General features: G+C 68.5%; 15 protein-coding genes. 3 read left to right on the top strand and 12 right to left on the bottom strand.

Features of this window, described 5'->3' with window-relative positions:
* Position 1 precedes the first annotated feature (1 nt).
* The 7 genes from EVU97_RS07020 to EVU97_RS06990 form a co-directional block, all read right to left on the bottom strand.
* Positions 2-1,060: a MoxR family ATPase gene (locus EVU97_RS07020; RefSeq protein WP_129664608.1), complete on the bottom strand. Its 1,059-nt coding sequence runs from the start codon at positions 1,058-1,060 to the stop codon at positions 2-4.
* Positions 1,057-2,076, bottom strand: a complete 1,020-nt coding sequence (locus EVU97_RS07015; protein ID WP_129664606.1) for a DUF4350 domain-containing protein — start codon at positions 2,074-2,076, stop codon at positions 1,057-1,059. Before EVU97_RS07015 ends, EVU97_RS07020 begins: the two co-directional genes overlap by 4 nt.
* Positions 2,073-2,723 carry a DUF4129 domain-containing protein gene (locus EVU97_RS07010; RefSeq protein ID WP_129664603.1) on the bottom strand — a complete coding sequence of 217 codons (651 nt, stop codon included), beginning with the start codon at positions 2,721-2,723 and terminating at the stop codon, positions 2,073-2,075. The genes EVU97_RS07015 and EVU97_RS07010 overlap by 4 nt, the downstream gene beginning before the upstream one ends.
* 21 nt (positions 2,724-2,744) lie before the next feature.
* Positions 2,745-4,091: a glycerophosphoryl diester phosphodiesterase membrane domain-containing protein gene (locus EVU97_RS07005; RefSeq protein ID WP_129664601.1), complete on the bottom strand. Its 1,347-nt coding sequence runs from the start codon at positions 4,089-4,091 to the stop codon at positions 2,745-2,747.
* Between the two features lie 72 nt (positions 4,092-4,163).
* Positions 4,164-4,787 (bottom strand): uridine kinase, encoded by a 624-nt coding sequence (locus EVU97_RS07000; protein ID WP_129664599.1) that lies wholly within the window; start codon positions 4,785-4,787, stop codon positions 4,164-4,166.
* A complete protein-coding gene (locus tag EVU97_RS06995) occupies positions 4,784-6,490 on the bottom strand; it encodes a phospho-sugar mutase (RefSeq protein WP_129664597.1) in 1,707 nt (568 codons plus the stop codon). The genes EVU97_RS07000 and EVU97_RS06995 overlap by 4 nt, the downstream gene beginning before the upstream one ends.
* Positions 6,491-6,521: 31 nt before the next feature.
* The gene (locus tag EVU97_RS06990) at positions 6,522-7,379 is read right to left on the bottom strand and encodes a purine-nucleoside phosphorylase (RefSeq protein ID WP_129664596.1); all 858 of its coding nucleotides are present in this window, start codon (positions 7,377-7,379) and stop codon (positions 6,522-6,524) included.
* Between the two features lie 129 nt (positions 7,380-7,508).
* Here EVU97_RS06990 and EVU97_RS06985 point away from each other — a divergent pair, with 129 nt between their 5' ends.
* Together EVU97_RS06985 and EVU97_RS06980 are read left to right on the top strand one after the other, a co-directional pair.
* Entirely contained in the window at positions 7,509-8,915 is a 1,407-nt protein-coding gene (locus tag EVU97_RS06985) for an NAD(P)H-quinone dehydrogenase (RefSeq protein ID WP_129664594.1), read from the top strand.
* A 6-nt stretch (positions 8,916-8,921) separates the two neighbouring features.
* Positions 8,922-9,527 carry a TetR/AcrR family transcriptional regulator gene (locus EVU97_RS06980; RefSeq protein ID WP_129664592.1) on the top strand — a complete coding sequence of 202 codons (606 nt, stop codon included), beginning with the start codon at positions 8,922-8,924 and terminating at the stop codon, positions 9,525-9,527.
* 102 nt (positions 9,528-9,629) lie between these two features.
* Here the strand turns inward: EVU97_RS06980 and EVU97_RS06975 are convergent, their stop codons facing one another.
* A complete protein-coding gene (locus EVU97_RS06975) occupies positions 9,630-11,414 on the bottom strand; it encodes a biotin carboxylase N-terminal domain-containing protein (RefSeq protein WP_129664590.1) in 1,785 nt (594 codons plus the stop codon).
* A 118-nt stretch (positions 11,415-11,532) separates the two neighbouring features.
* Here EVU97_RS06975 and EVU97_RS06970 point away from each other — a divergent pair, with 118 nt between their 5' ends.
* Positions 11,533-12,393 (top strand): aldo/keto reductase, encoded by an 861-nt coding sequence (locus EVU97_RS06970; protein ID WP_129664588.1) that lies wholly within the window; start codon positions 11,533-11,535, stop codon positions 12,391-12,393.
* A gap of 52 nt (positions 12,394-12,445) precedes the next feature.
* On the opposite strand, the gene EVU97_RS06965 is transcribed toward EVU97_RS06970, so the two are convergent.
* From EVU97_RS06965 to EVU97_RS06950, 4 genes are read right to left on the bottom strand one after another with little or no spacing between them, the layout of a single operon-like run.
* Positions 12,446-13,447, bottom strand: coding sequence for a DUF6177 family protein (locus EVU97_RS06965; protein ID WP_255417458.1), 1,002 nt, complete (start codon positions 13,445-13,447; stop codon positions 12,446-12,448).
* 3 nt (positions 13,448-13,450) lie between these two features.
* Positions 13,451-13,879 (bottom strand): hypothetical protein, encoded by a 429-nt coding sequence (locus EVU97_RS06960; protein ID WP_129664584.1) that lies wholly within the window; start codon positions 13,877-13,879, stop codon positions 13,451-13,453.
* Positions 13,872-17,927, bottom strand: a complete 4,056-nt coding sequence (eccCa, locus tag EVU97_RS06955) for a type VII secretion protein EccCa (RefSeq protein ID WP_129664582.1) — start codon at positions 17,925-17,927, stop codon at positions 13,872-13,874. The genes EVU97_RS06960 and eccCa overlap by 8 nt, the downstream gene beginning before the upstream one ends.
* Positions 17,924-18,820 carry a hypothetical protein gene (locus EVU97_RS06950; RefSeq protein WP_129664580.1) on the bottom strand — a complete coding sequence of 299 codons (897 nt, stop codon included), beginning with the start codon at positions 18,818-18,820 and terminating at the stop codon, positions 17,924-17,926. Before EVU97_RS06950 ends, eccCa begins: the two co-directional genes overlap by 4 nt.
* Between the last annotated feature and the right edge of the window lie 12 nt (positions 18,821-18,832).

The raw sequence follows: 18,832 nt of genomic DNA, 5'->3' as shown, positions 1-18,832 counted from the left end.
CTCAGCGCGGGACGGCCACCGACCTCACGGCCTGGTCGAGCACCTGCGCGGCGTCGAGGCCGTCCATCTCGGCCTCGGAGCGCAGCACGATGCGGTGGGCGAGCGTCACCTGCGCGAGGCTGCGCACGTCGTCCGGGGTGACGAAGTCGCGGCCGCTCAGCCACGCCCAGGCCCGCGAGACGGCCATGAGGGCGGTGGAACCGCGTGGGCTCACGCCGAGCTGGACTGCGGCAGAGCCGCGCGTGGCCCGGGCCAGGTCGACGATGTACGCAGCCACGTCGGAGTCGACGCGGACCGACTCGACGGCGCGCGACGCGGCTTCGAGGTGAGCGGGGGTTGCCACGGCACGCAGATCGGCCGACTGCATGCGCCGCGGGTCGAAGCCCTGTGCATGACGGCGGACGATCTCGATCTCGGCGTCGCGCTCCGGCACGGGCAGCGTGATGCGCATGAGGAAGCGGTCGAGCTGGGCCTCGGGCAGCGTGTAGGTGCCCTCGAACTCGACGGGGTTCTGGGTTGCCGCGACGAGGAACGGCGTCGGCAGAGCGTACGTCCGCCCGTCGACCGAGACCTGACGCTCCGCCATCGCCTCGAGCAGCGCGGCCTGCGTCTTGGGAGGCGTGCGGTTGATCTCGTCGGCGAGCAGGAGGTTGGTGAAGACCGGGCCCTCGCGGAACTCGAAGGCCGACGTCCCCGCGTCGTAGAGCATCGAGCCGGTGATGTCGCCCGGCATGAGGTCGGGCGTGAACTGCACACGCTTGGAGTCGACCGACAGCGCCTCGGCGAGCGAACGCACGAGGAGCGTTTTCGCGACACCGGGCACGCCCTCGAGCAGTACGTGCCCCCGCGCCAGGAGCGCCACGAGCAGCGCCGACACCGCGGCGTCCTGCCCGACGACGGCCTTGGCCACCTCACGGCGCACCTCGTCGAGCGCGGCCCGGGCCTCCTGCGCCGACGGGAGGTCGGACGACGGGCTCGTCGAGCGCTGACTCTGATCGTCGTGCGAACGCGGCAGCACGTGACGGGCCTCGTCGTGGCTGGGACGGGGTGCTTCGCTCATCGCAGGATCTCCTTCTCGAGGCGGTCGAGTTCTCGGGCGAGCTCGACGAGGGCCTTGTCGTTCTCGGGCGGCGGCCCGGTGAGCCGCTCCGCCAGGTCGTGAGGGACGTTCGGGGTCTTTGCGCCGTCGTCGCCCTCCGTGGTGGTGCCTCCGCGAGCTCGCAGGGCGTCCGCGACGAGGTCGGGGGAGCGGCGTCCCTGAGCCAGGCCGAGGCCGGCTCCGACGCGGGAGGCGGTGCCGTCGCGCAGGGCGCTCGCGGCCGAATCCCGTGCTGACGAGCGGCGGTAGAGGGAGGCAAGGGCCCGTGTCGATTCGACGGCCTTGACCGTCACCGGCATGGGCTCGAGCGCGAGTAGACCGAAGCGTCGCCCGCGCAGGACGACGAGGAAGAGCACCGACAGCCCGATCGCCCACGTGAGCGGCGTCTTCCAGGCGGGCCAGTCGAGGCCGGTCCGCTCGCCGGTTGCGCCGTTCCACGTCGAGATCCACACCATGCGCCGGCGCTCACCGAGGCTGGTCAGAGCCTGGCGGGCGTTGTCACCGTCGTCGACGGACGCGTTCGTCAGCAGCGTGGGGTCGTTGATCGCGACGATCTTCTTGCCGTCCCCGGCCGAGGCGGCGTAGACGGGCCCGTTCTTTGACTCGTCGGCCTCCTGGTCGAACAGCGACTCCCGCAGGCTGTCGCTGGGGTCGACAACGACGAGGGTGCCGGCCGTGCGGGCCGACGCGAGGAAGTCCTGCCGCTCGTCGTGCGGAATGAGGAACTCGTCGGTCAGCAACACCGTCGTCTCGTCGCCGGTGTTGCCACGACGCAGCTCGTCGAGGTTTCCGGCTCGGTCGACGGCAACCCCGTGCTGCTCCAGGACGCGCGCAACGGCCTGAGCTCCGTGAGGCGAGGGGTTGTCCGGGTCGAGCGGGGTGTTCGTGTGCGGGCGCGCCGTCATGACGAGGAGGACGAGGAGAAGGACGCTCAGCGTGAGCACACCAACGATCAACCCGTTGGGCCGGCGCTTCATCGCGCGGCTCCGCTCGGACTGGGGGCTTCGCCTACGAGAGCCTCGAGAGCGAGGACGTCGTCGACCTGCGCGGTCGTCGGCGTGTGGTGGCCGTAGCGCACCGACTCGAATGCGTGGCTTGCCTCGGGCACCCCGAACGACGGCTCCTGCACGTCCCGACGGCGCAGCGCGTCGCGCAGGACGTGCGTGACGTCCCCGACCGTCGTCGCGTCGTCGAGAAGGAGCAGGCCGCCGTCCTCGGCCCGCACGACGAGCGCACGGTAGGCAGCGAGCAGCGCCGCAGCGTCGTCACGCCCGCGCAGTTCGCGGGCCCAGGCGAGGTAGTCGCCTGCCTCGAGGCGGGCCGCGTCGAAGACGGTGGCCGAACGCTTGCGCCTCGCGTCCTTCTCGACGCGCGCACTGGGGCGATGCCGACGCCACGACACGACGAAGAGCGTGACGAGGACGGCGAGGAGGACGACGGCGATCAGCCACGCGGGGATCGAGACACCACCGACACCGACGCCGCCTCCGAAGTGCTCGGACAGCCATTTCATGAGGCGTTCGATCAGCGACGGGTTGTCCTGATACTCCGGCTTCGCCAACTCCTCGGACAGCCAGCGGCGCGCCGTCGGGCTGTCAGGGGTGAGGGGAGGCGAGTCGGCCATCGTGCACGTCCGCGCGAAAGGTCAGCGGTAGTCGATCGGACCCGTACCGGGAGCGCCGTACGGCGCCTGGCCGAATCCACCCGGGGCGCCGGCTCCCGGCAAGGGGAAGTCGAGCGCCCCGTCGGTGAGCTTCACCTTGGCGGCCATGGCGTTCGACGGCAGCTGCATCAGCTGGTTCGCCAGGCCTTCGTCACGCATGCGCGCGTCGACGTACAGGGCTCCCGTGACGTTCGTCGTGAACGGGTAGATGAGGGCATAGGACAGAAGGGTGAAGACGACGGCGAGCACACCAGCCGCGATCGCGGCGCCGACGCTCGCATCGGACACCTCCCCTCCGTTGGAGGCACCCGCGAGGCTCACGCCGAGGAAGATGAGCATGATCAGGGACACAATAAACTGCACCACCCAACTGATCGCCGAGACGATGAGCTGCGCGAGGATGGTGATGCCGAGAGTGCGCCAGAAGCGGCCCTTCGTCAGCTGCCACGACCGCCGCAGTGCCGTGGTGGGGCCAGCCTTCTCCATGACCACGATGTGCCCGGCGAAGCAGAGGCGAATGCCCACCCACACCACGGCGCAGATGGTTGCGATGCCGACGAGGACGGCCAGGAAGATGGGGCCGCCGTTGTCCTGCGATGCAGCGAGGACGATCGCCAGGATCAGGGGCACCATGACGGCCACCATGATGAGAACCATGAGCAAGCCCACGCCGAGCATCGACCACATGCGCCGCACTCCCACACGCAGCGATGCGCTGACGGTGGCGCGGCGGCCCATGACGGCCTGGGCGAACACGTGGACGAGACCGGCGGCTGACGCCATGGCGGCGAGCCCGGCGATCGGCGCAGCGAGACCGATGACGACCAGCGCCGCCGTGTCCGGAGTGCCGTCGGCGCTCGAGCTGTTCATCGCACCCGTGATGACGAACGCAGCCGAGAGGATGGCAGCGAGGAGCGCGCCGACGAGGACCGTGCCCACGGACCCGCCGGGGTTACCGCGAATGGTTTGGAAGGCGGCGTCGAAGATGTCGCCGACGTTCTGAGGACGCAGCGACATGACGCCGGGCTTGGCCGCCTGCGGGACGAAGGCGGGGCCGGGGGGAACGAAGCCGCCCTGGCCGGGCCCGTACCCGGGCTGACCGTAGGGATTCTGAGGCGCGCCGTAACCACCCTGGCTATAACCGCCCTGGCCGTAGGCGCCCTGCCCGTAAGGCTGCTGCTGGGGCGCACCCTGCCAACCAGGGTTCGCCGGGCCGTTCTGCCCGCCCCACGGTGTGCGGTTGTCCTGGCTGCCGTACTGGCCCGCGCCTTCGCCCGGCACCTGCCCGTCGTACGGGCCGGGTGGCGGCTGCTGACCCCAGTTGCTCACGGTGATGTTCCTCCCAGTTGATCGTGCGCGATCACCCTATCGGCCTGGACGGACACCGGCGGGCAACGGAGTTCAGCCGTTTTGGAGCGCAGACGCCCGTCGCACCGCCTGACGGAACGAGACGGGTTCGGCACCCAGGTCCATGTGAGCGGCGACGATGGAGGGCTCGTCACGGCACAGCCGCCATCCACGGCGCACGAGGACGCCCGGCGGCTTGCGTCGTTCGGAAAGGTCACGAGCGAAACGTCGAGCCGCCGTCACGTAGCGGTTACGACGCAGGCACCAGGCCTGTTCGAGGAGCCCTCGCTCACGCAGGCCGGCGATGACGTGCGGGGCGAAGATGCCCTCGGCGACGACGAAACGCGCACCGTCGAGGTGCACGGGGTGGGTGCCCTCGGCGCGGCTGTGCGAGATCGAGTACGTCGGTGCGTTCACGGTGCCCTCGCGGCACAGCGTGTCGAGCGCTACGGCAGCAGCCTCTTCGTTCCACGTGCCCGGGTGGTCCCAGTCGATCTCGCCGTTCGCGAAGCGGGGTAGGTCGGGAGCGTCGTGGTCCTTGTAGAAGTCGTCGAGGTTGACGAAGGCCCACCCGTGCGTGGCCGCCAGGTGCCGGGCCAAGCGCGACTTGCCGCTGCCCGAAGGCCCCGACACGACGACGACGCGGGCGAGGGGAGAGGACGATCGAGCCTGCGTCACAGCGCCGTGAGAGCTTCCATCGCCGCGCGCGTGGCCGCCAGGCGTTCGGCAGCCTGAGTGCGGGCGCCGGCGAGGTCGTCGCCGTCGACGTGAGCGATGGCCTCCAGGTAGACCTTGACCTTGGGTTCGGTGCCGCTGGGGCGCACGATGACGCGGGTGCCGTCGGCCAGGAGGTAGCGCAGACCGTCCGTGGGCGGCAGGCCTCCGTCGCCCTTCGCGAGGTCGTGGAAGGCTGCGACGACGACGTTGCCGATCTGCGTTGCGGGCTGCTCGCGCAGGCGCCCCATGAGCGCGGGCATGAGGGCGAGGTCGCTCACACGGATGCTGAACGAGTCGCTCGCGTGCACGCCGTGCTCGCGAGCCAGGTCGTCGAGCAGGTCGACGAGGGTGCGGCCGTCAGCCTTGAGACCGGCGGCGAGCTCCGCGACCGCGAGGGCCGCGCTGATGCCGTCCTTGTCGCGGGCCACCGCCGGAGCGGTGCAGTAGCCGAGCGCCTCCTCGTAGCCGTAGGCGATGTCGCGAACGCGTGCGATCCACTTGAAGCCCGTGAGGGTCTCCTCGTGCGGAACGCCGGCGGCCCGGGCCATCGCGCCGAGCAGCCGCGAGCTGACGATGCTGTTCGCGACGACGCCCGGGCCGCCATCAGCACCAGTGGCGGCTCCGGTCGTGATGAGGCCGAGAGCACGGTGGCCGAGCAGCGCGCCGACCTCGTCGCCGCGCAGCATGCGCCAACCCTGCGGGTCGGCGTCGGTGGCCGCCTTGGGGTCGGGCACGGCGACGGCGCACCGGTCGGCGTCCGGGTCGCTGGCGATGACGAGGTCCGGGGAGGTCTCGCGAGCGAGCTCAAGCGCCGCGTCGATGGCGCCCGGCTCCTCCGGGTTGGGGAAGGCGACGGTCGGGAACTCGGGGTCGGGCTGCTCCTGCGAGGCGACCGGGCGCGGGCGGGCGTAGCCGGCCGCCTCGAAGGCCTCGAAAAGCGTGGCCGAACCGACGCCGTGCAGGGCGGTGTGCACGATCGAGAGCTCGGCGGCGGGTGCGCCGACCGACGCCCCGCAGGCCGCCACGTAGTCGGCGGCCAGTTCGTCGGTGAGCGTCTCCCAGCCGTCCTCGGCGCGAGCGACCGACGCGGCCGTGGGGAAGGTGTCGATCGCCGCGGCGATCTCGACGTCGGACGGCGGCACGATCTGGCTGCCGTCGCCGAGGTAGACCTTGTACCCGTTGTCCTGCGGCGGGTTGTGGCTGGCCGTCACCATGACGCCGGCGTCGGCGCCGAGGTGTCGGATCGCGAAGGCCAGAACGGGCGTCGGCAACGGACGGGGCAGAACGAGCGCTCGCCCACCCGCGGCCGTGACGACAGCGGCCGTGTCCGCGGCGAAGACGTCGCTGTTGTGGCGGGCGTCGAAGCCGATGACGACGGTGACGTCACGGCGTGCCAGCGAATCCTGCAGGTACCGCGTGAGCCCGGCCGCGGCGCGCAGCACGACGACGCGGTTCATGCGGTTCGGCCCCGCACCGAGCGCGCCACGCAGGCCCGCGGTGCCGAACTCGAGGAACGCGGCGAAGCGGTCGGCCAGGTCGGCGGCCGCCACGTCGTCGCCACCTTCGGCGCGCGCGACGACGGCCTCGAGCTCCGCGCGGGTGGCGGCGTCGGGGTCGTCGGCGATCCAGGATCGGGCCGAGGCGAGCAGGTTCTCGAGACTCATCGCGTGGTGCCTTTCGGGCGGGTCGAGGGGATCAGAGTGCGCGGACGATGCCGGAGAGCAGCTGGCCGCAACGCGCCGCGGCGGCCTGACCGGCCTCGATGACTTCCTCGTGGCTCAGGGGGTTCTCGCTGATGCCGGCGGCGGCGTTCGTCACGAGGGAGATGCCGAGCACCTCGAGGCCCGCGTGACGCGCGGCGATGGCTTCGAGCGTCGTCGACATGCCGACGAGGTCGGCGCCGAGCGTCTTGGCCATGCGCACCTCGGCGGGCGTCTCGTAGTGCGGCCCGGGGAACTGGGCGTACACACCCTCGTCGAGGTCGGCGTCGACGCCGCGGGCGACGTCACGCAGGCGCGAGGAGTAGAGGTCGGTGAGGTCGACGAAGGTGGCGCCCTCGAGCGGCGACGTGGCCGTGAGGTTGATGTGGTCGCTGATGAGCACCGGCGTGCCCGGCGCCCACTCGGGGCGCAGTCCGCCGCAACCGTTCGTCAGGACGACCGTGTCGCAGCCGGCCGCCGCAGCCGTGCGCATGCCGTGGACGACGGCGCGCACGCCCTTGCCCTCGTAGTAGTGGGTGCGCGTACCGAAGACGAGAGCACGCTTGCCACTGCCCTCGATCTCGATGGAGCGCATCTGACCGGAGTGGCCGGCCACGGCGGCGGCTGCGAAACCGGGAACGTCCGTGTTGTCGACCGTGGCCTTGACCTCACCGATGAGATCGGCCGTCTGGCCCCATCCGGAGCCCAGCACGAGGGCGACGTCGTGCTTCTCGACGCTCGTGCGTTCGCGGATGACGCGGGCGGCGTCACGCGCGACCTCGAAGGGGTCGACGGAAGGGTCGGCAAGGGGGGAGAGGCTCGTCTGCTCGTTCTGCTCGTTCTGCGCGTTCACGTCGTTCAGGGTAGTGCTCCCCACCGACAGCGGGGAACCGAACGCGGTGGGCGGAGTCTGCGAGAATGGGTGGTGAGAGTCCTCATCGGGGATTCGATTTATCTTGACGTCAAGTGATTTGATAGGTCTGTGAGCTCTCGGAAGAAGTCTGTCGTCGTCATCGGTGGTGGCCCGGGCGGTTATGAGTCCGCGCTCGTCGCCGCTCAGCTCGGTGCGCAGGTCACCGTCATCGATCGTGACGGTCTCGGTGGTGCTGCGGTGCTCACCGACTGCGTCCCCTCCAAGACCCTCATCGCCACGTCCGACTTCCTGTCGCGCTTCGAGGCGGCCGGCCGTCTGGGTGTCGGGTTCGACGCGTCGCAGGAGGACCAGCACGCGCACGCCAACCTGGGGCAGGTCAACGAGCGCATCATGAAGCTCGCGAAGGCCCAGTCGCGCGACATCCAGGCACAGCTCGAGAGTGTGGGTGTGCGCATTCGCCGCGGCATCGGCCGCATCAAGGGCCACGGCTGGGTGGAGGCCGAGCTCGACAACGGCGAGACCGAGGACATCCGCGCTGACGTCATCCTGCTCGCCACGGGTACGAGCCCGCGCATCATGGATTCGGCCAAGCCGGACGGTGAGCGCATCCTCACGTGGCAGCACATCTACAACCTCACCGAGGTGCCCGAGAAACTCATCGTCGTCGGTTCCGGTGTCACGGGTGCCGAGTTGGCGCACGCCTACCTGGGCCTCGGTTCGGACGTCACGCTCGTGTCGTCGCGTGACCGCGTGCTGCCCGGTCAGGACGCCGACGCCGCCACCGTCATCGAGAACGTCTTCCGCCGCCGCGGCATGACGGTTCTCAACCGCAGCCGTGCCATGGCCGCAACGCGCGAGGGCGACAAGGTCATCGTCACGCTCGAGGACGGGCGCAAGGTCGAGGGCAGCCACGCCATCCTCGCCGTCGGTTCGATCCCGCAGACGAAGGGCATCGGCCTCGAGGCCGCGGGCGTCGACCTCACCGAGTCGGGTCACATCGTCACCGACCGCGTCTCGCGCACGACGGCCCAGGCCATCTACGCCGCAGGTGACTGCACGGGCGTGTACCCGCTCGCGTCCGTCGCCGCCATGCAGGGCCGCGTCGCCATGCACCACGCGCTCGGCGACGCGGTGCAGCCGCTTAACCTGCGCGGTGTCACGGCCAACATCTTCACCGACCCCGAGATCGCCACCGTCGGCTACAGCCAGACGGACATCGAGGAGGGCAAGATCGAGGCGCGCACGGTCACGCTGCCGCTGTCGACCAACCCGCGCGCGAAGATGCGCAACATCACCGACGGCTTCGTCAAGCTGTTCGCGGTGCCGGGGTCGAACACGATCGTCGGCGGCGTCGTCGTCGCACCGCAGGCCTCGGAACTCATCTACCCGATCGGTATGGCGGTGCAGAACCGCCTGACGGTCGACCAGGTCGCCAACACGTTCTCGGTGTACCCGTCGATGACGGGCTCGATCGCGGAGGCCGCACGTCGCCTGCACAGCAGCGACATCATCTGATCCCACATGACCTCGACGAACGCCGCCACGAGTGAGCCCCAGCCACGGCGTGAGGCATTGCTCGACGCTGCGACGGCGGTGCTCGCCACGTCGGGTCTGCGTGGACTCACGCACCGCGCCGTCGATCGTCAGGCCGGGTTTCCCGAGGGCACGTGCTCGGTGAGTTTCCGCACCCGCGCCGCGCTGCTCGCGGGGCTGACGGGCCACGTCGGGGCGCGCCTGGCCGACGAGGTGCGTGCGCTCGGCGATTCGCTCCCAGACGTGTCCGGCGACCCGATGATCACCGCGCCGTTCGCCACCGCCCTGCTCGAACGATGGGTGACGGACGACGGTGGCGCGCTCATGATCGCCATCCTCGAGCTGTCGCTCGAGTCCCTGCGGTCACCGGAACTCGTTCCGGCCGTGGGGGAGTGGCGCGGTGAGCTCGTCACGATCGTCGAAGGCATCGTCAGCCGTACGACGACGGACAACGCCCGCCTGCGCGCCGAGACCGCCGTGGCCAGCATCGAGGGCATCGTGCTGTCGGCGCTCGCCGTGCGCACCGAGGAACGTGGCGCCTACATCGACGCCACGCTGCGTACGGTGCTCCAGGGAACCGCCCCGCAGGACTGATCCGCACACGCAGGCGCGTGCGCGTCTGTAGTGAACGTTTTCTCCCTTGAATGTGTGAAGGCCCGAGCCGCAACGGCTCGGGCCAACACACGTTCAAGATGCTTACTCGGCGTCCTTGATCTCCGCGATGACGCTGCCCGCGGTGACGGTCTCGCCGACAGCGGTCTTGAGGCCGGTGACCACCCCGTCCTTGTGAGCGGTGATGGGCTGTTCCATCTTCATCGCCTCGACGACGACGATCGTGTCACCGGCGGAGACGGTGGCGCCGTCCTCGACGCTGACCTTGACCACGGTGCCCTGCATCGGAGCGGTGAGCGAGTCGCCGCTGGCGGCGGAGCCACCGCCGCTCTTGCGGGACGTGCGACGGCCGGCCGACTTGCCCTTGCCTACGGCGGGCGCGACGGCGAGGTCACCCGGCAGCGAGACCTCGAGGCGCTTGCCGCCGACCTCGACGACGACGTTCTGGCGGGCAGCCTGCTCGGCCGCGGCCTCCGGGGAGCCGTCGAACGGGGCGATCTGGTTGTCGAACTCTGTTTCGATCCAGCGCGTGTGAACGCTGAACGCGTCGTCCGGGGAGTCGGTGAACTCCGGTGCGAACGCAGGATCCTCGACGACGACCTGGTGGAAGGGAAGCACCGTCGGCATGCCCTCGATGACCGTCTCGGCCAGCGCGCGGCGGGAACGTTCGAGAGCTTCCTTGCGGGTGCGGCCGGTGACGATGATCTTGGCGAGCATCGAGTCGAAGGCGCCACCGATGACGTCACCGGAGACGACGCCGGAGTCGACGCGAACGCCGGGGCCGCTGGGAGCCTTGAAGGTCTCGACGGTGCCCGGTGCGGGCAGGAAGCCGCGGCCGGCGTCCTCACCGTTGAGACGGAACTCGATGGAGTGCGCGTGCGGCGTGGGGTCGTCGTAGCCGAGTTCCTCGCCGCGGGCGATGCGGAACTGCTCGCGCACGAGGTCGATGCCGGTGACCTCCTCCGAGACGGGGTGCTCCACCTGCAGGCGCGTGTTCACCTCGAGGAAGCTGATGACGCCGTCGGTGCCGATGAGGTACTCGCACGTACCCGCGCCGGTGTACCCGGCCTCCGTGAGAATCGCCTTCGAGGCGCGCAGCAGTTCCGCGTGCTGTTCGTCCGTGACGAAGGGGGCGGGGGCCTCCTCGACGAGCTTCTGGTTGCGGCGCTGCAGCGAGCAGTCACGGGTGGAGACGACCACGACATTGCCGTGGCTGTCGGCGAGGCACTGGGTCTCGACGTGGCGGGGGTTGTCGAGGAACCGCTCGACGAAGCACTCGCCGCGCCCGAACGCGCTCACGGCTTCTCGGACGGCCGAGTCGTAGAGGTGGGGGATCTCCTCGATGCTGCGGGCCACCTTGAGGCCGCGGCCGCCACCGCCGTAGGCGGCCTTGATGGCGACGGGCAGGCCGTGTTCCTTCGCGAAGGCCACGACTTCGTCGGCGTCGGCCACCGGGTCCTTGGTGCCGGGCACGAGCGGGGCGCCTGCTTTGGTGGCGATGTGGCGGGCCTTGACCTTGTCACCGAGGCCGTCGATGGCTTCGGGGGACGGACCGATCCACGTCAGGCCCGCGTCGATGACCGCCTGGGCGAAACTCGCGTTCTCGGCGAGGAAGCCGTAGCCGGGGTGGACGGAGTCGGCGCCGGAGGTCTTGGCGACCTCGAGGATCTTGTCGACGACGAGGTAGGAGTCACCGGGGGTGGAGCCGCCGAGGGAGTACGCCTCGTCGGCGACCTTGACGTGCAGAGCGTCACGGTCGGGCTCGGCGTAGACGGCGACGGAGGTGATTCCGTCGTCCTTGGCGGCGCGTGCGATGCGGACGGCGATCTCGCCGCGGTTGGCGATCAGAACCTTGGTGACAGAACCCATGGGGAGACCATATCGGGCGGCCCAACGCCCGGCGTGGCTACCCAACGGTAGAAGTTTTCGTTGCGAATCGATGCCTCCGATGCGGAATAGCAAGGCGGTTCTCGGGGTTGGCGCGAACATGGCTGAAAACACGAATGTGCCCACCGTCTCCCTCTCGGCAGGCTCCGAAACGGTCGAGATGCCGCAGCTCGGTTTCGGCGTCTGGCAGGTCGAGGACGACCAGGCCGCCGACGCCGTGCGCGAGGCGATCAAGGTCGGTTACCGCAGCATCGACACCGCGAAGGTGTACGAGAACGAGGCCGGTACCGGCGCCGCTATCGCGAGTGCGGACGTGCCGCGCCGCGACATCTTCCTCACGACGAAGGTGTGGAACGAGGATCAGGGCTACGAGGCGACGAAGAAGGCGTTCGACGCCTCGATCGAGCGCCTGGGCGGCAAGGACGCCGTCGAACCGCTCGATCTGTACCTCATCCACTGGCCCACTCCGGAGAAGGACACCTACGTCGAGACGTTCAAGGCGATGCTCGAGCTGCGTGACGCCGGGCGCGTGCGCGCCGTCGGAGTGTGTAACTTCGAGCCCGAGCACCTGCAGCGCCTCAAGGACGAGACGGGCGAGTTCCCGGCGATCAACCAGGTGGAGCTGCACCCGAAGTTCCAGCAGAAGGCCGTGCGCGACTTCTGCTCTGCCAACGGCATCGCGGTCGAGGCGTGGAGTCCGCTCGGTCAGGGCGGCGACATCCTCACCAACCCGGTGCTCGACGGCATCGCGGAGCGACTCGGCAAGACGGTCGCGCAGGTCATCATTCGTTGGCACCTGCAGATCGGCAACGTCGTCATTCCCAAGTCGGTGACGCCGAGCCGCATCGCCGAGAACTTCGACGTGTTCGACTTCGGGCTCACCGAGGACGACTTGTTCGCCATCAGTGACCTCGACAGCTCCGACGGTCGCATCGGCCCCCACCCGAACGACTTCAACTGACGGTGTGGCCGCCGCGAGCACCTGCTCGCGGCGGCACGTGGGGGTGAACCCATCAGCCGACTTCGGGCATCAAGGCGCGATACATCGCCTCCATGATGACGGCTGGGGCGGGGACTCCCTCCCGCGGTTCGTCCCGGAGGAGGACGGTGAGGGATGGGGCGGACCCACCCCTCATCACCTCGTAGCGAAGGGCTCCGTGCATGAGCGCCAGTTCACCGTATTCGTGTGCATCGCGGCCGGTGAGGGCTTCTGCGCCGAAGATGAGCACACTCGGCACAGGTAGCCCGAGGAACAACGGCGGCACGAGAGCAGGGTCCGTTCCCACGACGTGGTAAACGCGAGCCCAGCGGACCTGCATCGCATGCAGCGAACGCGCGAAATCCAACCGCTCGTCGTCCGACCACGGCGCTGGCAGGGCGACCGACGCCTCGATGTGCTCCACAATGCCGTCCCGGGGTTTCTGGATTTCGAGGGAGCCGTTCACTTGGCCGCGTTCACCCTCGGGGCGCGGGCCGACGAAGTGGAGGAAGTGGCCGTCTGCGTTCGCGCGCCCGTACCGTGACGAAATATCGGGAACCGACCAGGGTTGGGTGACCGGCTCCTGCACACCCCAGCCGAGCGGCTGCGCTCCGCTCAGTGCTCGACAAACGGCTTCTGCGAGCCCTCCGACCCGGATGTTCGTGCGCCTCGGCATGAGCGTCTCTGCTTGCACCCGGACACCGCCGATGTCCTGCGCCGAGCCCTGACGCGAGTACTGCTCGTGCAGGGCGTCGTCCGCGAAGTAGTGGCCGTCCCGTTCATGGACACGCTGGCCGGTCGTTCCGACGTAGAGGGCGCCGCGTCCGTCGTCGACGACCCACATGACACCGAGTACATCGCACAGGTGTGCCATAGGCCGCGTGAGTTTCGTTGTGTCCGGCGTGAGGAGCACCAGGCCGCCGCCGGCTGCCTTCGCTTCGCTGATCGCTTTGGACACCCATTGCATGTGACCGACGACGGGCGCCTCGGAATACAGCACAGTCGTGTGCCCACTGACTCGTCTGGCAAAGCCCATGGTTCAGATCCTCCACTCGGGGCGCAGTACGGCATCGGGGGCGCCGAGGTGAACGGGCACGGGTTGGTGGTCGACGGCGGTGCCGAGCCCTAGGTGTGCTGCCAGCTCGGCGAATTGTGCCGCCGCGCTCTCCCCAGGGCCTGGAGTTGTGACGTTGATGTCCTGCCAGTAGGTTGCAGGTTCTTCGGGCAGGGCGCTGAGATCGAGGCCCACGTTCGAGCCGAAGAGTCGCTCGATCTCACCCGGCACTTGCACGAGGTAGGGCTCGTCGATCGTGAACAGCAGGTGGGACTGTTCCTCGTCGTAGACCTCCCACCGCTCGGATCCGGGGTCGACAGCGAGAACGAACTGCGGGTCGACCTGGGCAAGGGCCCACGCAATCTGTGCAGGGTCGGGTGCATTGAGCGTGATGACCGTGAAGCGATTACTCAAAGTCTTCCTCCGATGTGTCGAGCTCGGCGTCGTAGGCGACCTGGATGACGTGGGGAGCACGTCCGCCCTGGATGTACATGCCCCGACCGGGCGGGAAGTGGCGAGGCCGGATGCCGCCCACGAGAGCCCCCTCGGTACGGTCGCCGTCCATGAGGAGGGTTGCTGCACCCGATTCGCGCACGGCTGCGGTGAATCCCTCGTACATCCCGCGAGCGGCTCCGGCCACCTTGCGCGTCATGATGACGTGCAGACCGACCTCGCGCGCCATGGAGGCGTAGGGAGCGAGTTCAGCAAGTGGCGAGGATCCACCTGCTGTCAGGACGTCGTAATCATCGATGACGAGCACGATCCGCGGCGTCGGGGTCTGAACCGGGCCGCTGGCCGTGGGGTCCGACGGCACACGGGTCGTCAGTTCCTTGCCGATGGCCGCCGCGAGGTTCCGTGCCAACATGGGGCTCTTGGCATGCCCGCCGAGGAAATCCTCCGGAACCGCACCGTCCAATTCCTGGCGAGGATCGAACAGCGCGATAACCAAGTCATCCGGTGAAGCCTCGGCAACGAGCTGACGACAAATGCTGCGCAGCAGGTTCGTCTTGCCACTTTGAGAGTCGCCCATGACGAGCAGGTGCCGATCCCGGCCAAAGAGGTTGACGTACTGCGTCGCGAAGTCATGCTCGCGCAGGCCCAGAGCGAGCACTCCGCCGCGTGGTGCCGGCTGCATTTTCTCGAATGCCAGCTGAGGGGGCAGGACGCGAACGGGCGCCACAGGAGAGTCAGAGTGCTGTTGGGCGAGCTGATCGGCGATGGCGGTGAAGGCCTCGCTCATTCCCTCTGTGTCGCTCATGCCGTCGAACCGGGGCAGGGCGAAGTGGCCGATGAGTTCGTCGTTCTGTAGCGCCCGTCCGGGGCGGTTGGCAGGCAGAGACTCACCCCGCTTCTTCCCGAAGGCAGATTCGGCTGGCTCAGTGAGGCGGAATTCGATCCGGTTTCCGAAGAACGACTGTTGGGAGATGCGGATCTCGTTCGAACGGGTCGCGGTCGCGATGACATGAACGCCGTACCCCGATCCGCGTGCGAGCAACTCGTGGACGAGGGGTTCGATCTCCTCGAACTCGTCGGCCAGTTGTCCGTACCCGTCGATGAGCAGGACGATGTCGGCAGAGGGAAGCTCGGCCAGACGCCCGTCGCGGTGCATGGCCCGCATCGACTCCACGGAGTCGATGCCGTACTGCTGGAAGACACGCTCTCGATGCACCAGCATGGCGTGCACCTCTTCGACGGTTCGGCGAACGTTCTCGCGGACCGTCCGCACCCCGACGCCACCGACGTGGGGTAGTTGCTCGAGGGAAAGCAGTGCGCTGCCTTTGAGGTCGATGCCGTAGAACGCGAGCTCGCTCGGGGAGTGTGTGAGTGCCGCGGCCAGTGTCAGCGTCCGTAACGCCGTTGTCTTCCCCGTTTGAGGTCCACCCATCACGGCCATGTTGCCACCTGCGCGCTTGAGGTCGACGAACCATACGTCCTGCCACTGACGCGATGGGTCGTCGAGCATCCCCACGGGTATGGAAAGGCCTCCCCCAATGGGTGCGACGGCTCCAACACTCGTCATCTGGCGCGCGCCGGTGACGTCATCGAGGGCCATGCGATTCCTCAGCGGCGGAAGCCAGATTTCCTGGGTCGCTCGAGGGAACTCGCGCAACACATCAACGAGGTGACTGAGCACCGTCGTTCCAGTTGTGCGTTCGGATGCCGTGGCCTCTTCGGGCTCGTCGTGGTTCTCTTCGGCATCGAGAGCCTGGACGACGGATCGTTGCTCCTCCACGTAGAAGGGCGCACGGAGCACAGGCGCCTCTCGTGGGGTTGGCGTGCCTGCGTCAGCCGTTGTCTGAGCTGCGGTGAACGGACCCGACACGAATCCGGCCTTGAACCGTTCGTAGACAGACGTGTCGACCTTGAGGTAGCCGTACCCTGGAATAGCCGGGAGGTTGAACGCATCCGGGGTGTCGAGCACGGTGCGTGACTCCGCCTCGGAAAGGGTGCGAAGGCCGAGTCGATATGACAGGTAGGTTTCCAAGCCACGCAGTTTGCCGGATTCGATGCGCTGGCTCGAGAGCATGAGGTGGACGCCAATCGAGCGTCCGATGCGCCCGATGGACAGGAACAGGTCGATGAAGTCGGGCTGCGCGGTGAGCAACTCGCCGAACTCGTCGATGATGACGAGCAGGTGGGGAAGCGGAGTCCACGTCTCGCCGCGCTCCTGCGCCTCGCGTCGATGTAGTTCGTAGTCAGTGATGTTGGCGATGTTGCCGGCGGCTTTGAGCACTTCCTGGCGACGACGGATCTCGCCAGCCAGCGAGTCGTGCACCCGGTCGATGAGCGACGGGTCTTCAGCGAGGTTGGTGATGATGCCGTTGACGTGCGGGGCTCCTTCGAAGGGGGCGAACGTGGCACCCCCCTTGAAGTCGACGAGCACCATGTTGAGCCGCTCCGGGGCGTGGGTCGTCAGGAGCGCGATAACGATGGTGCGCAAGAGCTCCGACTTGCCCGAACCTGTGGCGCCGACACACAGACCGTGCGGTCCCATGCCGAGTTGAGCGGATTCCTTGAGATCGAGCAGCACGGGCTTTCCCTCGGAGTCCGGGCCGAGCGGTATGCGCAGGAAGTCCTGATCAGAGCGCGGTTGCCAGTTCTCGCGGATCTCGTCTGCGGTGAACTCGGTGAGCGAGAGCATCTCGGTGTATCGGGCGGCGTCGGCCACGTCGTTGTACTCGAGTGAATCAGGCGAAAGTCGCAGTGGAGCAAGCATTCGAGCCACGGCCTCGGCTTGCGCCACGTCGACCCACTCAGCGCGCAAGTCCTGCTTGCCGCGAGTCGTGTCCGCGTGGCCCACCTTCTCGTAGGTCACCTGGAAACCGGACGCGTCGCCGTCAACGCTCTCACTGACGGTGAATCGGGCGGCGACTTCATCCGGCTCGTGGGTGCGCTCGTCGATCAGGCGGACGCAGGTGACGCCGAGTTGGGCGGCGCTCAGGCTGGAGTCCGGGGAGGCGAGCGCCGTCGCCGGCCCCTCACCCGTGAGGTCGATGACGACGAGGCGGGGCAGCAGCATGCCGATCGAGACGTCCCGGGTGTTCTTGCGCGCCTCGGCCACCCGACGGGACCGTTTGTTGAGGTCGCGGCGCAGATCGGCCGCGAGTGTCTCCGTCGACGAGTACACGCGGCGCGTCGGGCCGAGGGCTGTCGGGCGTTCTTGGTCTGCCACGTGGGGCAGAAGCCAGACCCATTCCCAGGCATCGCGCTTGGAGGGCGGCACCACAACGGCCAGATGCACATCCTCCGGGGAGTGCGCAGCGGCAGTGCGGCAGATCAACTCCCGTACGACAGATTGCGCCAGGTCGGGCGGCCCGAGCACCGTGATTTCGCCCCGTGAGTCGAAGTCGAATTCGCACGGTAATCCGGGGCACGTTTCGTAACGTTGTGCAACGCTGCGCGCTTCTGAATCGAGGAAGAAGTCGGGGCGTTCGATTCCGGACTCCTGCTTGCGCATCTCAATCGTGCGGACGCGGCGCTCGCCGGTGCCGAGGCGCAGGGTCAGGAAGTCGCTGTGCGTGCGACGGCGCTCCCACAGGCGCGCGGGGTCGCCGATCAGGGTGGGCAGGGCGTCGAATGCGGGAGCGTTGACTCGCGCTTCACGCTTGAGTCGCTCGTCGTCCTCGCGGTAGTGGCGACGGTTGTCGTCGAGGTATTCGAGATAGGCGTCGCGCTTGTGCTCGCGCTCGCGGCGGGCTTTGCCACGCTGGGTGAACAGTAGGACGACACTCGCGAGCACCGTGACGATCATCATGAGCGCCCCGACGGCGGCGAACGGTGATCCGCGGAACAGCATCATCACGGTCATGGATGTCGCGGCGCCCAGAAGGGGCACGAGCGTCAGCAGATTGGTTTTGCTTCCCTCTTGGTCGATGACGGGTGCGCGTTCGAGTTCGTGCTTTTCACCGAGAGCAAGTGGCTGAGTGGAGCGTGCGGGGCGGTGGACGACGTCGTACGTCATGCGGAGCCTCCTTCGACGGCGATGCTTCCGGCGCGAGACAGCCTCATGGCTCGGGCGGTCAGCGTGAGGATCTCTGCCGTCTCGCGTTCACGCAATGAGGCGAACGAGGTGGGCTGCCCGTGCGAGAGAGTCGGCGCGTGCCGCAGTGCGCACGCGTGTCTCCCGAGCTCTCTGCGCTCGCGTCGGCGCAACCTCGCCGGTTCGTTCATCACCTCGACGAAAGGCAGGTTCGGGTGGAGGTGCCTCAACAGCGAAACGAAAGACCGGGCCACCCCTTCCTCGTTTGCGTGCCGATCGGTGACGACGACGGCGGCGTGAGCACTCGCGAGAGCTTCAACCGTTCGCGCATCTTCCAGCCCGGGCGGGGTGACGACGACGGTGACACCGCAGTGCCGGGTGCACCCGGCCACGAGGGCGTGGACGGCGGCACCGTTGAGGTCGGCTTCGCCAGGAGGTTTGCGCATGATGACGACGTCGTCGTGCGGCTGAAGGCGCATGGTGCGACGAAAGTCGTCGCGCGTTGCCGGCTCGTTGACGGCGAGGGCCCCTAAGGCGGTGGCGGGGGTGAGCGCCGGTCTGTCGTCGTCTCCACGTGGACCTCCGGGCGACTCCGCGAGATCGATGGTGGCGACCAGGTCGTCGCGCAGCGTGTGTACGGCGAGCGTCAGGCCCATCCCGACGGTGGACGCTCCGCTGCCCTCTGAGGGTGAACACACGACGATGCGTCGGCCGGTGGCGATGGGATGCTGGATGTCGGCGGCTGCCGCAACGAGCGTCTGGGGAAAGGAGTCGCGTCCGATCAACCTGCCGGTGGCGGCGAGGGCGGCCCGCAGGCGGGGCCCGGCGGGGTGTTCGAGGGGCGTGGCGTGACGGTCGGAGCGGCGTGTGGGCATACCTTCTCCCTC

Source organism: Dermacoccus sp. 147Ba, from assembly GCF_004151355.1.
In the GTDB taxonomy this organism is placed as follows: Bacteria; Actinomycetota; Actinomycetes; order Actinomycetales; family Dermatophilaceae; genus Dermacoccus; species Dermacoccus abyssi.
Note: the sequence above shows the minus strand (reverse complement) of the source record. Positions and strands in the feature narration are given on the sequence as shown.